The sequence below is a fragment of the Zoogloea ramigera genome, assembly GCF_006539865.1.
Taxonomy (GTDB): domain Bacteria; phylum Pseudomonadota; class Gammaproteobacteria; order Burkholderiales; family Rhodocyclaceae; genus Zoogloea; species Zoogloea ramigera.
The window spans coordinates 41,158-54,519 of record NZ_BJNV01000014.1 but is presented as its reverse complement, the minus strand read 5'-3'; the positions used below and the strand labels follow the sequence as shown (position 1 = coordinate 54,519).

At 66.8% G+C, this 13,362-nt stretch carries 11 protein-coding genes and 1 tRNA gene; 10 read left to right on the top strand and 2 right to left on the bottom strand.

What is annotated here, in order from left to right:
* Window positions 1–10: 10 nt before the first annotated feature.
* A complete protein-coding gene (locus tag ZRA01_RS06405) occupies window positions 11–1,210 on the bottom strand; it encodes a hypothetical protein (RefSeq protein ID WP_141350403.1) in 1,200 nt (399 codons plus the stop codon).
* Window positions 1,207–1,614, bottom strand: coding sequence for a hypothetical protein (locus ZRA01_RS06400; protein WP_141350401.1), 408 nt, complete (start codon window positions 1,612–1,614; stop codon window positions 1,207–1,209). The genes ZRA01_RS06405 and ZRA01_RS06400 overlap by 4 nt, the downstream gene beginning before the upstream one ends.
* 248 nt (window positions 1,615–1,862) lie before the next feature.
* Between ZRA01_RS06400 and ZRA01_RS06395 the strand changes: the two genes are divergently transcribed.
* The 10 genes from ZRA01_RS06395 (at window position 1,863) to ZRA01_RS06350 (ending at window position 13,056) form a co-directional block, all read left to right on the top strand.
* Entirely contained in the window at window positions 1,863–3,086 is a 1,224-nt protein-coding gene (locus ZRA01_RS06395) for a hypothetical protein (RefSeq protein ID WP_141350400.1), read from the top strand.
* A 59-nt stretch (window positions 3,087–3,145) separates the two neighbouring features.
* Entirely contained in the window at window positions 3,146–4,234 is a 1,089-nt protein-coding gene (locus tag ZRA01_RS06390; RefSeq protein WP_141350398.1) for a zinc ribbon domain-containing protein, read from the top strand.
* Between the two features lie 31 nt (window positions 4,235–4,265).
* Window positions 4,266–5,645 carry an L-serine ammonia-lyase gene (locus ZRA01_RS06385; protein ID WP_141350397.1) on the top strand — a complete coding sequence of 460 codons (1,380 nt, stop codon included), beginning with the start codon at window positions 4,266–4,268 and terminating at the stop codon, window positions 5,643–5,645.
* Between the two features lie 277 nt (window positions 5,646–5,922).
* Window positions 5,923–6,213 (top strand): co-chaperone GroES, encoded by a 291-nt coding sequence (gene groES, locus ZRA01_RS06380; protein ID WP_141350395.1) that lies wholly within the window; start codon window positions 5,923–5,925, stop codon window positions 6,211–6,213.
* Between the two features lie 96 nt (window positions 6,214–6,309).
* Complete coding sequence (gene groL, locus ZRA01_RS06375) at window positions 6,310–7,959, top strand: chaperonin GroEL (protein ID WP_141350393.1); 1,650 nt, start codon at window positions 6,310–6,312, stop codon at window positions 7,957–7,959.
* 234 nt (window positions 7,960–8,193) lie between these two features.
* The gene (locus ZRA01_RS06370) at window positions 8,194–8,502 is read left to right on the top strand and encodes a DUF485 domain-containing protein (RefSeq protein ID WP_141350391.1); all 309 of its coding nucleotides are present in this window, start codon (window positions 8,194–8,196) and stop codon (window positions 8,500–8,502) included.
* Entirely contained in the window at window positions 8,502–10,271 is a 1,770-nt protein-coding gene (locus ZRA01_RS06365) for a cation acetate symporter (protein WP_141350472.1), read from the top strand. The genes ZRA01_RS06370 and ZRA01_RS06365 overlap by 1 nt, the downstream gene beginning before the upstream one ends.
* Before the next feature lie 451 nt (window positions 10,272–10,722).
* A complete protein-coding gene (locus tag ZRA01_RS06360) occupies window positions 10,723–11,397 on the top strand; it encodes a response regulator transcription factor (RefSeq protein WP_141350390.1) in 675 nt (224 codons plus the stop codon).
* A complete protein-coding gene (locus tag ZRA01_RS06355; protein ID WP_141350388.1) occupies window positions 11,384–12,895 on the top strand; it encodes a sensor histidine kinase in 1,512 nt (503 codons plus the stop codon). Before ZRA01_RS06360 ends, ZRA01_RS06355 begins: the two co-directional genes overlap by 14 nt.
* A gap of 85 nt (window positions 12,896–12,980) precedes the next feature.
* A tRNA-Phe gene (locus ZRA01_RS06350) sits at window positions 12,981–13,056 on the top strand.
* Window positions 13,057–13,362 lie beyond the last annotated feature (306 nt).

Below are 13,362 nucleotides of genomic sequence, written 5' to 3'. Positions count from 1 at the left end.
CGCAGGCCTGTCAGCCGGCCGCGGCCTCGCCGACCCGGGCGCCCAGCAGCTTGCCGAGGAGGCGCTTGAAGAGGCCGCGCGTCGGGGGCGCCGCGGCCTCGGCGGTGCCGACGGCGAGGGCGTTGTGGCGGGCCACCGCCACGGCCCCGGGCGTGCTGAGCTGTTCCACGTGCCCCAGTGCCAGGCAGGCGCTGTAGAAGGCGAACACGTAGCGCTGGGGCACGCCGAGCAGGCGCACGGTGTCGCGCAGGCTGATGCCGCCCTTCGACCACAGGCCGGCGATGCGCATCGCTTCGGGGGGCACCGCCAGGCGCGTGAGGTTGGGCCAGGCCAGCAGGCGCACCGGGTGGTCCAGGTGGGTGCCGACGGGCACGCGGCCGCGGGAGGCCCACAGGGCGATGTCCCATTCGAGGGCCTCGAAGGGCCGCCCGGCCAGGTTTTCGAGGGCCGGCGCGTCGTGGGTCTCGACGCGGTGCAGGCTGACCGTGCCGCGGGTGGGCAGCTGGGCGAGGGCGCGCAGGGCGTTGGCGCTGCGGGCCTGGTAGGCCAGGCCGCTGCGCGGGTCGAGGTAGAGCGCGGCGCCGTTGGGGTCGTCGATGCGCACCGGGCGCTGGATCTCCCGGGCGTGGGCGATGGCCCGGGCGATGACGCCCTGCAGGAAGTGCTCCGGCGTGTAGTAGATGGCGCCGCGGGCGGCCAGGTCGTCGAGGTCCACGTCGGGCATCGAGCCCACATAGAAGGTGGACAGGCGCTCTTCGATCTGGCGCAGCAGGCTGATCGGGTCGGCGCTGGGCTGGCGGCTGTCGAGGGCCGGCGGCGCTGCGGGGAGGGCGGGCTCGGCGGGGAGGGAGGGCTCGGCGGGGGCGGCAGCCTCGCCGGCGGGCAGCAGCTGGCGGACCTGCTCGAGCGCGGCCGAGAAGGCCGACAGCCCGACCGGCTTGGCGACTTCGAGGGTCAGCGGGTCGGCGCCCGTCGGCGGCCGGCGGGTGCTGACGATCAAGGGCCGCGCGGGGTAGAGCAGGCGGTGGCCTTCAAGCAGGTAGGGGCCGAGTTCGTTGTCGAGGTCGATGAAGGCCACGTCGGCGGATTCTTCGTCGCTGATCTGGCAGGCGTTGGGGCCGACCCGCGACAGGAACAGCTCGAAGGCGTACAGCGAGCGCTTGTCCATGCCCGAGTGGCAAAGGCGCAGCGTGTTGTGGGCGGTCATCATGGACTTTCTCCCGAAAGCTCGGGGCTGGGCTTGCCTATCAGGCCGTGGCTGAGAACCGAGCGGCGCGGGTGGGGCTCGATGCTCTGGTCGGCACGCAGGCCGCTGGCCAGATGGCGAGCCAGACAGAGTCGCTCGGGCGGGCCGAGCTGCATTGCGGTTTGCGACAGCAGGGCCGACTTGAGCCCGACGCCGCGCCCGGCAAGGGCGATGAACAGATCGACCAGGGCCCCGTAGATCGCCTCCCGGTTGCCGCTGCGGCGCGCCAGCAGCACGCGCCGGGAGTGGCTGCGGAGATCCTGGGGCTGGCGGGCGAGGTGCATCTCCAGCCAGGCCAGGTCGGCTTCGATTGCACCGGATCGGCCAAGCCTTGCGGGTGCCCGGAAGGCGGGTTCGGGTCTCTCCATGCTCGACGTTTTCTTCGCGCGATGACTCACGGCCAAATCACAGGTGCGATTCTAGAGGCCCATAAGCCTTTGTAAGAAGGGGGAGATTGGTGATTTGTGTCAATTCCGGAGGGTTTCGGTGAATGCCTATGGAATCGCCGCGGGGTGCTTGTGCGCGGCACCCGGTTTTGTTTGATGCAGCGCAGCGGCGATGGGCGCGGAGCCGCCTATATTGAAGCTGGGTTTCGAGTTGCCGAAGGGAGGCACGGATGTCTGCGATAGGGCGTTTCCTGGGGCTGCTGCTGGCCCTGCTCGGGCTGGTGCTGCCAGCGGCCGGAGCGGGGCAGGGCGGGGAGGAGGCGCAGGGGCCGGAGGTGCCGGTGTACCTGTTCTGGTCGGCCAGCTGCCCCCACTGTCTGGCGGCCAGGCCGCAGATCCAGGCGCTGGCGGCGGCCCACCCGTGGATCGTGCTCCACGACCTCGAGCTCGGCGCCGACCCGGCCCACGGCGAGCGCTACGAGGCGATGGCGGCCGAGCTGGGCGAGGAGGCGCTGGCCGTGCCGGCCCTGTTCTACTGCGGCCGCATGGAGGTCGGCTGGGATGCCGGGGGCGGCAGCGCCGCGCGGCTGCTGGAGGCCCTGGAGGCGTGTCGCGGCGGACAGCGCCCGCCGGTGGCCGCCCCGGCGCTGCGCCTGCCCCTGCTCGGCGAGGTGGACGCCGCCCGCCTCTCGCTGCCGGTGCTGACCCTGCTGGTGGCGGGCATGGACGCCTTCAACCCGTGTGCGTTCTTCGTACTGCTGTTCTTGCTGTCGCTGCTGGTGCATCAGCGTGACCGGCGGCGCATGCTGCTGATCGGGATGCTCTTCGTGGCCATCTCGGGGCTGATGTACTTCGCCTTCATGGCGGCCTGGCTGGGGCTGTTTCTGGTGGTCGGCGGGCTGCCGTGGGTGACGGCGGCGGCCGGCGGCGTCGCCCTCGTCATCGGCGTGATCAACGTGAAGGATTTCGTGGCCTTCCGCAAAGGGCTGTCGCTGTCCATCCCCGAGGCTGGCAAGGCCGACATCTTCCAGCGGGCGCGGGCCATCCTGAAGGCCGACCGCCTGCCGGCCATGCTGGCGGCGACGGTGTTTCTGGGCGTTGCCGCCAACTTCTACGAACTGCTGTGTACGGCGGGCTTCCCGATGGTCTATACGCGCCTGCTCAGCCTGCAGGTGCCCGATCGGGCCATGCAGTACGGCTGGCTGGCGCTCTACAACCTGATCTACGTGCTGCCGCTCGCGGCGATCGTGCTGGTGTTCGTCCGCACGATGGGCGCCCGCCGGCTCGGCGAGCGGGAGGGGCGGCTGCTCAAGCTGCTGTCGGGGCTGATGATGCTGGGGCTCGGCCTGTGCCTGGTGCTGGCGCCGCAGGCCCTGGGCGACCCGCTGGTGGCGCTCGCGCTGCTGGCGGCGGCGCTGGGGCTCACCGGGTTGGCGGCGTGGCGGGGCCGCTGAGGCGGCCTTTCGCAGGGAGTGCGCGATAATCTGCATCGTTTTGTGTTTGAGGAGGCTCCGTGAGCAAGGCTTTGCGACTTTCCGAAAAATGGTTCCGCTTCGGCCTGTGGCTGGTGGCCTTCGTGTTCGCCAGCTTCCTGATCGGGCTGGGCGGCACCGTCGTGCGCAACCTGCCCCAGGTCGAGCAGACCCTTGAACTCGAGGATTTCATCGACAAACCGGCGGCCGCCAAGGCCCGCGCGACCATCGACACAGCCCGCAAGGCCCGCCTTGCGGCCGACGAGGCGCTGGACCAGACCCGGCTCAAGCTGAACGCCCAGCGCGCCGATGCCGCCAGCGCCCGCGAGACCTTCGACAACTGGCTGGCGACCCGGCGGGCGACCCAATTGCCGGCACAGGACGCCGAGCTGATCCGCCGCACCGCCGCGCTCGACGCCCTCAAGGCCGCCGAGCGTCGGGCCCTGGCCGCGGTCGAAACCCATCAGCAGTCCGCGCTCGATGCGAAGCAGGTCGAGGCGCGCGCGCTGCGTGAGCTGCAGGCGCTCGAGCGCGATGCCGCCGATGAACTGGACGAGGGGCTGCGCCGGCAGGAGCTGCGGGTCTTTCTCTACCGGCTGGCGTTGACCCTGCCGCTCCTTGTTGCGGCGGGCTGGCTGTTTGCCAGGCAGCGCAAGAGCACCTGGTGGCCCTTCGTGTGGGGTTTCGTGTTCTTCGCGCTGTTCGCCTTCTTCGTCGAATTGGTACCTTATCTGCCTGATTATGGCGGCTACGTGCGCCACGCAGTGGGGGTTGTGGTGACCGTGGTGGTCGGCCGCCAGGCCATCCTGGCCCTCAATCGCTACCTCGAAAGGCAGAAGCTCGCCGAGGCGCGCCCCGACGCCGAGCGTCGCCAGGAGCTGGCCTACGATGTGGCGCTGGCGCGGCTCGCCAAGGGCGTCTGCCCGGGCTGCGAGCGGGTGGTGGATCTCAACAACGCCGCCATCGACTACTGCCCCCACTGCGGCATCTGTCTGTTTGAGCACTGCGGCCAGTGCGCCGCGCGCAAGAGCGCCTTCTCGCGTTTCTGCCACGCCTGCGGCACGCCGGCCTCCGCGCCAACCGCCCCCGCCCCGGCCGGCCTTCCTGCGCAGCCCGCGGCGACGGCTTAGCGAACCCATCGAACCCTCCGGTCAGATAATCATGGCAATCAGCGTTCTCGATCTGTTCAAGGTCGGTATCGGCCCCTCGTCGTCCCACACTGTGGGGCCGATGCGGGCGGCCCTGCTTTTCGTGTCCGGGCTCCGCGACGAGGGCCTGCTCGGCCAGGTGGCCGGGGTGAAGGCCGAGCTGTTCGGCTCCCTCGGCGCCACCGGCAAGGGGCACGGCAGCGACAAGGCGGTGCTGCTGGGCCTTGAAGGCGAGGCGCCGGAGCGGGTCGACCCCGAGCAGATCGACGCCCGGCTCGCGCGCATCCGTGGCGAGCACTGCATCCGCCTCGCCGGCGTGCAGCCGGTGCGCTTCGTCGAGCGCGAGCACCTGGTGCTGCACCGCCGCCAGTCGCTGCCCTACCACCCCAACGGGATGCGTCTGGCGGCCTTCGACGCCGCCGGGGCGCTGCTGTGCGAGAAGCTGTATTACTCGGTCGGGGGCGGTTTCGTTGTCGATGAGCGCGCGGCGGGGGCGGATCGCATCGTCGCCGACACGCGGCCGCTGGCCCACCCGTTCAGGAGCGGGGCGGAGCTCCTCGCAAACTGCCGCCGGACGGGCCTTGCCATCAGCCAGTTGATGCTGGAGAACGAGCGGGCCTGGCGCAGCGACGCCGACACCCGCGCGGGCCTGCTCGACATCTGGGGTGTAATGCAGGCCTGCGTGCGCCGCGGCTGCGAGCAGGAAGGCGTGATGCCCGGCGGCCTGCACGTGCGCCGCCGCGCTGCCGCGCTGTACCGCCAGCTCTCCAGCACGCCCGAGGCGGCCCTGCGCGACCCGCTGACGGTGCTCGACTGGGTGAACCTCTACGCGCTGGCGGTCAACGAAGAGAACGCCAGCGGCGGCCGGGTCGTCACCGCGCCGACCAACGGCGCGGCCGGCATCGTGCCGGCGGTGCTGCATTACTACACCCGCTTCTGTGCCGGGGCGAGCGAGGAGGGCGTGGTGCGTTTCCTGCTCATAGCCGGCGCGATCGGCATTCTTTACAAGGAGAACGCGTCGATCTCGGGTGCCGAGGTCGGCTGCCAGGGCGAGGTGGGCGTCGCCTGCTCGATGGCGGCCGGGGCGCTGGCCGAGGTGCTGGGCGGCACGCCCGAGCAGGTCGAGAACGCCGCCGAGATCGGCATGGAGCACAACCTCGGGCTCACCTGCGACCCGGTCGGCGGGCTGGTGCAGGTGCCGTGCATCGAGCGCAACGCGATGGGCGCGATCAAGGCCATCAACGCGGCGCGCATGGCCTTGCGCGGTGATGGCCGGCACTTCGTGTCCCTCGACAAGGTCATCAAGACGATGCGCGACACCGGCGCCGACATGAAACTGAAGTACAAGGAGACCGCCCGCGGCGGCCTCGCGGTGAATGTGGTCGAGTGCTGAGGCCTGACGGGGCAGAGTCCAGCCCCGGTGGGGTCAAGGAAACCTGGAGCGGCCTCGCGTTTCCTTGGGCGGCTGCCTGCCGCGCCGGCAGGCTTGCGAAACCTTCTGAAAAAAATCCCGGTGGGCGCACTTGAAATGCGCCGACCCCGCCCCTATTATTAGCACTCGACGCAGGGGAGTGCTAACAGCCTCCCCGTGCAAATCGCTAAACACTTGTTGTCCAAATGTTTTTTCAGCGGGCCTGAGGCCCGGAACGAAACCAGTAGGAGATTGCTACATGAAAATCCGTCCCTTGCATGATCGCGTGATCGTCAAGCGCGTTGAAGCCGAGCGCACCACCTCCAGCGGTATCGTCATCCCCGACTCCGCCGGCGAGAAGCCCGATCAGGGCGAAGTGCTGGCCGTCGGCAACGGCAAGGTTCTTGAGAACGGCGACGTCCGCAAGATGGATGTGAAGGTCGGCGATCGCGTGCTGTTCGGCAAGTACGCCGGCCAGACCGTCAAGGTCGATGGCCAGGAAGTCCTGGTCATGCGTGAAGAAGACATCATGGGCGTGCTCGAGGCCTGAGCCTCGCACCCCAGGCTGCAGCGCGGGCACAGCCCCCTGCAGCGCCCGTCGGGCCCCGGCCCGACCCACGTAAAAGACACTACTGAGGATTGATAAATGGCTGCTAAAGAAGTCAAGTTCGGCGATTCCGCTCGTTCCCGCATGGTTGAAGGCATCAACGTCCTGGCCGATGCGGTCAAGGTGACCCTGGGCCCGAAGGGCCGCAACGTTGTGCTCGAGCGCTCCTTCGGCGCCCCGACCGTGACCAAGGACGGTGTGTCCGTGGCCAAGGAAATCGAGCTGAAGGACAAGTTCGCCAACATGGGCGCCCAGATGGTCAAGGAAGTCGCTTCCAAGACCTCCGACATCGCTGGCGACGGCACCACCACCGCCACCGTGCTGGCCCAGTCCATCGTCCGCGAAGGCATGAAGTTCGTCGCCGCCGGCATGAACCCGATGGACCTGAAGCGCGGCATCGACAAGGCTGTCGTGGCCACCATCGAAGAGCTGAAGAAGCTCTCCAAGCCCTGCTCGACCAACAAGGAAATCGCCCAGGTCGGCTCCATCTCCGCCAACTCCGATTCCTCCATCGGCGACATCATCGCCAACGCGATGGAAAAGGTCGGCAAGGAAGGCGTGATCACCGTTGAGGACGGCAAGTCCCTGGCCAACGAGCTCGACGTCGTCGAAGGCATGCAGTTCGACCGCGGCTACCTGTCCCCGTACTTCATCAACAACCCGGACAAGCAGGTTGCCATCCTCGACAACCCGTTCGTGCTGCTCTTCGACAAGAAGATCTCCAACATCCGTGACCTGCTGCCGGTGCTCGAGCAAGTCGCCAAGGCCGGCCGTCCGCTGCTGATCATCGCCGAAGACGTCGATGGCGAAGCCCTGGCCACCCTGGTGGTCAACAACATCCGCGGCATCCTCAAGACCTGCGCCGTCAAGGCCCCGGGCTTCGGCGACCGTCGCAAGGCCATGCTCGAAGACATCGCCGTGCTGACCGGCGGCCAGGTGATCGCCGAAGAAGTCGGCCTGACCCTCGAGAAGGCCACCCTGGAAGATCTGGGCCAGGCCAAGCGCATCGAAGTGGGCAAGGAAAACACCACCCTCATCGACGGCGCCGGCATTGCCGAGCGCATCGAAGCCCGCGTCAAGCAGATCCGCGTGCAGATCGAGGAAGCCACCTCCGACTACGACCGTGAAAAGCTGCAGGAGCGCGTGGCCAAGCTGGCCGGCGGTGTTGCCGTGATCAAGGTTGGCGCTGCCACCGAAGTCGAGATGAAGGAAAAGAAGGCCCGCGTCGAAGACGCGCTGCACGCCACCCGTGCCGCCGTTGAAGAAGGCATCGTCCCCGGCGGCGGCGTGGCCCTGCTGCGTGCCCGCGCCAACCTGACCGGCCTGACCGGCGACAACCACGACCAGGACGCCGGCATCAAGATCGTGCTGCGCGCGATGGAGCAGCCCCTGCGCGAAATCGTCGCCAACGCCGGCGCCGAAGCTTCCGTGGTGGTCAACAAGGTCACCGAAGGCTCCGGCAACTTCGGCTACAACGCCGCCACCGATGTGTACGGCGACATGGTCGAAATGGGCGTCCTCGACCCCACCAAGGTGACCCGCACCGCGCTGCAGAACGCCGCCTCCGTGGCCGGCCTGATGCTGACCACCGACTGCATGGTTGCCGAACTGGCTGAAGACAAGCCGGCCGGCGGCATGCCCGACATGGGCGGCATGGGTGGTATGGGCGGCATGGGCATGGGGATGTAATCCGCTGCCCGGAGCCTCCCTCGGGAGGCTTTCCCGCTTCACCGAAAACCCCGCGCGACTCCCCTCGCGCGGGGTTTTTCTTTTTGTGCGCTGCACACTTAGCCTGGTTTTTCGAAGTCCAACCTGAGCTGTAATCAAACGTAAGTTCACCGTAAGACTGCCCCGGTAACTTGCACTCACCCTCAGAGGAGCCTGCCGGCCCCTTGCGAGGTTCATTCGAAGAGGAGGAGAGATATGAGAGACGAACTCGGCGACCGCATCCGGGCAAATCCGAAGTACCAGGAGCTGGTCTCAAAGCGCAATTCGTACAGCTGGGTGATGACCATCCTCATGCTGCTCGTGTACTACGGCTACATCGTGCTGGTGGCCTTCAATAAAGAGTTCCTGGCCCAGAAGACGGGTGCAGGTGTCACCTCCTACGGTATCCCCATCGGCGTTGGTGTGATCGTGTTCACCATCATCATCACCGGCATCTACATCCGTCGGGCCAACACCGAGTTCGACGCGCTGAAGGAACAAGTCATCAAGGAGGCCACCAAGTGATGCGCACTTCCAAGCTCTTCCTCGGCCTGCTGGCCTTGCTGGCCTCCGGCGTTGCCCTGGCCGCCGGCGCCGACCTCGGCCAGGCCGAAAAGCAGGCCACCAACTGGACCGCCATCGCCATGTTCGGCATTTTCGTTGCCGGCACGATGTACATCACCAAGTGGGCCGCCTCCAAGACCAAGTCGGCTGCCGACTTCTACACCGCCGGCGGTGGCATCACCGGCTTCCAGAACGGCCTGGCGATCGCCGGTGACTACATGTCCGCCGCGTCCTTCCTGGGTATTTCGGCTGCTGTTATGGCCAACGGCTACGACGGCCTGATCTATGCGATCGGCTTCCTCGTCGGCTGGCCGATCATCACCTTCCTGATGGCAGAGCGCCTGCGCAACCTCGGCAAGTTCACCTTTGCCGACGTGGCCGGTTACCGCTTCCAGCAGACCCCGATCCGCGCCTTCGCTGCCTCCGGCACGCTGGTCGTGGTGGCCTTCTACCTCATCGCCCAGATGGTCGGTGCCGGTCAGCTGATCAAGCTGCTGTTCGGCCTCGAGTACTGGATGGCCGTCGTGATCGTCGGCGCGCTGATGATGGTTTACGTGCTCTTCGGTGGCATGACCGCCACCACCTGGGTGCAGATCATCAAGGCCGTGCTGCTGCTGTGCGGTGCCTCCTTCATGGCCTTCATGGTGCTGGTCAAGTTTGGTTTCAGCCCCGAGGCGATGTTCGCCAAGGCCGTCGAGATCAAGTCTGCCCTCGCCGCCAAGGATGCCAAGCTGATCGCCGATGCCGCCGCCGCGGCCGCTGCTTCCGGCAAGGACGTGGCTGAAGTGACCGCCGCGATGGCTGCCGCCAAGGGCGACTCCATCATGGGCCCGGGCAACTTCGTGAAGGATCCGATCTCCGCGATCTCCTTCGGCATGGCGCTGATGTTCGGTACCGCCGGCCTCCCGCACATCCTGATGCGCTTCTTCACCGTGCCGGATGCCAAGGAAGCTCGCAAGTCCGTGGGCTGGGCCACCGTCTGGATCGGCTACTTCTACATCCTGACCTTCATCATCGGCTTCGGCGCCATCACCTTCGTGCTGACCGATCCGACCTTCCTGGATGCCAAGGGCGTTCTGAAGGGCGGCGGCAACATGGCGGCTATCCACCTGGCCAACGCTGTTGGCGGCAACGTCTTCCTCGGCTTCATCTCCGCGGTTGCCTTCGCCACCATCCTGGCCGTGGTTGCTGGTCTGACCCTGTCCGGCGCGTCTGCCGTGTCCCACGACTTGTACGCCACGGTGTTCAAGAAGGGTAATGCCGACTCCGCCGCCGAGCTGCGCGTCTCCCGTATCACCACCATCGTGCTGGGCGTGATCGCGGTTGTCCTGGGTATCGCCTTCGAAAAGCAGAACATCGCCTTCATGGTGTCCCTGGCCTTCGCCATCGCCGCTTCCGCCAACTTCCCGGTGCTCTTCATGAGCGTGCTGTGGAAGGACTGCACCACCAAGGGTGCCGTTATCGGTGGCTTCCTCGGCCTGATCAGCGCCGTGGTGATGACCGTCCTGTCCGACTCGGTGTGGGTCGCCACCCTTGGCAACCCGAAGGGCAGCGCTCCGTTCCCCTACACCTCGCCGGCCCTGTTTTCCATGACCATCGGCTTCGTGGGTATCTGGATCTTCTCGCTGCTCGACCGCAGCCCGAACGCCCAGCAGGAACGTGCCGACTTCGCCGCCCAGCTGATCCGCTCCGAAACCGGTATCGGCGCGGCTGGCGCGTCCGGCCACTAAGCACCATCCGCTGCGGCCGGGTCTTGCGACCCGGCCGCATGGCAAAAACCCCGGCAGCCTCTGGCTGACCGGGGTTTTGTTTGTCCATCGCCCCGGCGTGGGGCGGCCGGCCCTGTGCTAGACTCGGCCGCGATTGATTGGGAGCGTCAACGACCTGCGCCCGGCGCAATTGGCCGGGTGTGCGGGTTACTGGCTTGAGAGTGGCGGTTGAAACCGCTGGAGCGTGCCGGCAAGCCTGTCGGTGCCGGTGCTTGTTGTGCGGGGTTCGCCGGCAGATTGCCAGCCGGGCGAGGCTGCCCGTGGCCCAAAAAAACGGCGGGGGAGAGGCCCGTCGGGCGGTCCAATCCCCCGAGGCGCGAGCGCCTCCAAGACCGAGTAAAGGAGAACAGCCATTCCAGTGTGCTGCGCTCCGCTTACTTAAAACTTACACTTCTGCTTTGGGTGGTACGCCATGCGGATACTGCTGGCCGAAGATGATCTGATCATCGCCGATGGCCTGGGCCGGGCGCTCAAGAAGGCCGGCTACGCCGTCGATCACGTCCCCAACGGTGCCGACGCCGATGCCGCGCTGCTGGGCCAGAGCTTCGATCTGCTGATCCTCGACCTCGGCTTGCCCAGGCTGTCGGGCATCGAGGTGCTGCGCCGCCTGCGGGCCCGCAAGTGCGCGATGCCGGTGCTCATCCTTACCGCCCAGGACGGCATCGAGGATCGTGTCCGCGGCCTCGACGCCGGTGCCGACGACTATCTCACCAAGCCCTTTGCGCTGCCCGAGCTCGAAGCCCGCGTGCGGGCGCTCACCCGCCGTGGCACCGGCCAGGCCCGCTGCATCGAGTTCGCCCGGCTGTCCTACGACCAGGCCGACCGCGTCGTCAAGATCGACGGCCAGGTGGTGGACCTCTCGGCGCGGGAGGTCGGCCTGCTCGAAGTCCTGCTGCTGCGCGCCGGGCGTCTGGTGAGCAAGGAGCAGCTCGTCGACCACCTGTGCGGCTGGGGCGAGGAAGTCTCCAACAACGCCATCGAAGTCTACGTCCACCGCCTGCGCAAGAAGCTCGAGCACAGCGGCGTACAGATCGTCACCGTGCGTGGCCTCGGGTATTGCCTGGAAAAACCGGATGTGGTCGCCTAGGCGGCGCAAGGCGACCGACGCGCCCGGCGCCGATGGCAAGGCCTTCAACTCGCTCTTCGGCGAGATCCTCGACTGGATGCTCGCGCCACTGCTGTTTTTGTGGCCGATCTCCATCATCGTCACCCACAACGTCGCCAACAGCATCGCCAACCAGCCCTACGATCAGGCGCTGGCAGTGAATGTGCGGGCCATCGCCCGGCTCGTGAAGGTCGAGGCCAACCAGGCCAAACTCAATTTCCCGGCGCCGGCCCGCCTCATCCTGCGCGCCGACGAAGACGACACCGTGTACTACCAGGTGATCGGCCTGAAGGGTGAGCTCCTCGTCGGCGACAAGGACATTCCGCCCGTCACCCCGCCCGACAGCGTCGAGCCCGACCTGGTGATGTTCCGCGACGAACAGATCGCTGGTGAAGACGTCCGCGTCGCCTACCAGTTTCTGCAGCCGCCCGATGGCGCCCGCGGCCGCTTCGTGCTGCTGCAGGTCGCCGAAACCCGCAACAAGCGCAGCACCCTGGCCTCCCGGGTCGTCACCGGCGTGCTGCTGCCGCAGTTTGCGATCATCCCGATTGCGGTGATCCTCGTCTGGCTCGGCCTCACCCGCGGCATCGCGCCCCTCAACCACCTGCAGAGCTACATCCGCCGCCGCCGCCCGTCCGACCTGTCGCCCATCTCGGTCTCGGGGGTGCCCGAAGAAGTGCGGCCGCTCATCATCGCCTTCAACGACATGATGGCCCGCCTCGAAGAAAACCTGCAGGCCCAGCAACGCTTCATCGCCGACGCCGCCCACCAGATGCGCACCCCGCTCACCGGCCTGCGAATGCAGACCGACCTGGCGCTGATGGAGGCCGACCCCGAGCAGGTTCACCGCTCCCTCAAGCAGATCTCCGAAAGCGCCGAGCGCGCCAGCCACCTGATCAACCAGCTGCTGTCCCTGGCCCGCGCCGAGGCCAGCTACGAAAAGATCTACGCCGTCGAGCGGGTTGACCTGGAAAACCTGCTGCGCACCATGCTCAGCGACTTCGTGCCCCGCGCTCGCCAGAAGCACATCGACTTCGGCCTCGAAACCGCCGAAGAGGCCCTGATCATCGACGGCAACCCGGTGCTCCTCGCCGAGCTCCTCAAGAACCTCATCGACAACGCCATCAAATACACACCCGAAGGCGGTTGCGTCACCGTGCGCACCATCGCCACCGACCACGCCATCGTCGAAGTCGAGGATACCGGCATCGGCGTGCCCGAAGCCGACCGCGAGCGCGTCTTCGAGCGCTTCTACCGCGTGCTGGGCAGCGCCGAGAGCGGCTCCGGCCTCGGCCTGCCGATCGTCCGCGAGATCGCCGAACTCCACCGCGCCAAGGTCAGCCTCAACCCCAACCCCAGCGGCAAGGGCACCATCGCCCAGGTCGTCTTCCCCCGCAGCCGCGTCGCCCAGGAAGAAGAGGCCTCACGCCTCCAGATCGCCCTATCCCGCCCCTCGTCCCGGCAGTTCCCGCCCACCTGAGCCACTTGCTGCGGGAAAAAAGGCAAAAAGATTACGATTTTGTTTGACACGCGCCTCAGGATTGTCTATTATGCGTGCTCTCGAAGGCCAGTTAGCTCAGTTGGTAGAGCAGCGGATTGAAAATCCGCGTGTCCGTGGTTCGATTCCGCGACTGGCCACCAGATTCTAAGCCGCTTCCCGCACTTTGTGCGCGAAGCGGCTTTTCTACATTTTTGGCTTGTTTTCTACAAAAGCTGCCTCCCATGGCTGAGGTCTTTTTCATGATCAGGGCTGCCGGTGGTGCTTGCATCAACCCCCGTCTATGCGTCGTAATCAGCCATGGCGGTCTTCGTCTTTGCGCGTTTGCTGGCTGCTATTGCTTGGACGGGCCAAGGTAAAGGCGGCTAGCCTAGAAACTATCCGAAGGTGCCTACGCGCGCTAAAGGTTGTTGCCCAATCACTACACGTTGAGCTCTGAAGTGTCCTGA

Excerpts from the sequence above, each read along its gene's own strand:
- ZRA01_RS06360 (WP_141350390.1), top strand. The coding sequence starts at position 10,723 with ATGCGGATACTGCTGGCCGAAGATGATCTGATCATCGCCGATGGCCTG.
- ZRA01_RS06365 (WP_141350472.1), top strand. The coding sequence starts at position 8,502 with ATGCGCACTTCCAAGCTCTTCCTCGGCCTGCTGGCCTTGCTGGCCTCC.
- ZRA01_RS06395 (WP_141350400.1), top strand. The coding sequence starts at position 1,863 with ATGTCTGCGATAGGGCGTTTCCTGGGGCTGCTGCTGGCCCTGCTCGGG.
- ZRA01_RS06355 (WP_141350388.1), top strand. The coding sequence starts at position 11,384 with ATGTGGTCGCCTAGGCGGCGCAAGGCGACCGACGCGCCCGGCGCCGAT.
- ZRA01_RS06400 (WP_141350401.1), bottom strand. The coding sequence starts at position 1,614 with ATGGAGAGACCCGAACCCGCCTTCCGGGCACCCGCAAGGCTTGGCCGA.
- ZRA01_RS06405 (WP_141350403.1), bottom strand. The coding sequence starts at position 1,210 with ATGATGACCGCCCACAACACGCTGCGCCTTTGCCACTCGGGCATGGAC.
- ZRA01_RS06370 (WP_141350391.1), top strand. The coding sequence starts at position 8,194 with ATGAGAGACGAACTCGGCGACCGCATCCGGGCAAATCCGAAGTACCAG.
- ZRA01_RS06385 (WP_141350397.1), top strand. The coding sequence starts at position 4,266 with ATGGCAATCAGCGTTCTCGATCTGTTCAAGGTCGGTATCGGCCCCTCG.
- groES (WP_141350395.1), top strand. The coding sequence starts at position 5,923 with ATGAAAATCCGTCCCTTGCATGATCGCGTGATCGTCAAGCGCGTTGAA.
- groL (WP_141350393.1), top strand. The coding sequence starts at position 6,310 with ATGGCTGCTAAAGAAGTCAAGTTCGGCGATTCCGCTCGTTCCCGCATG.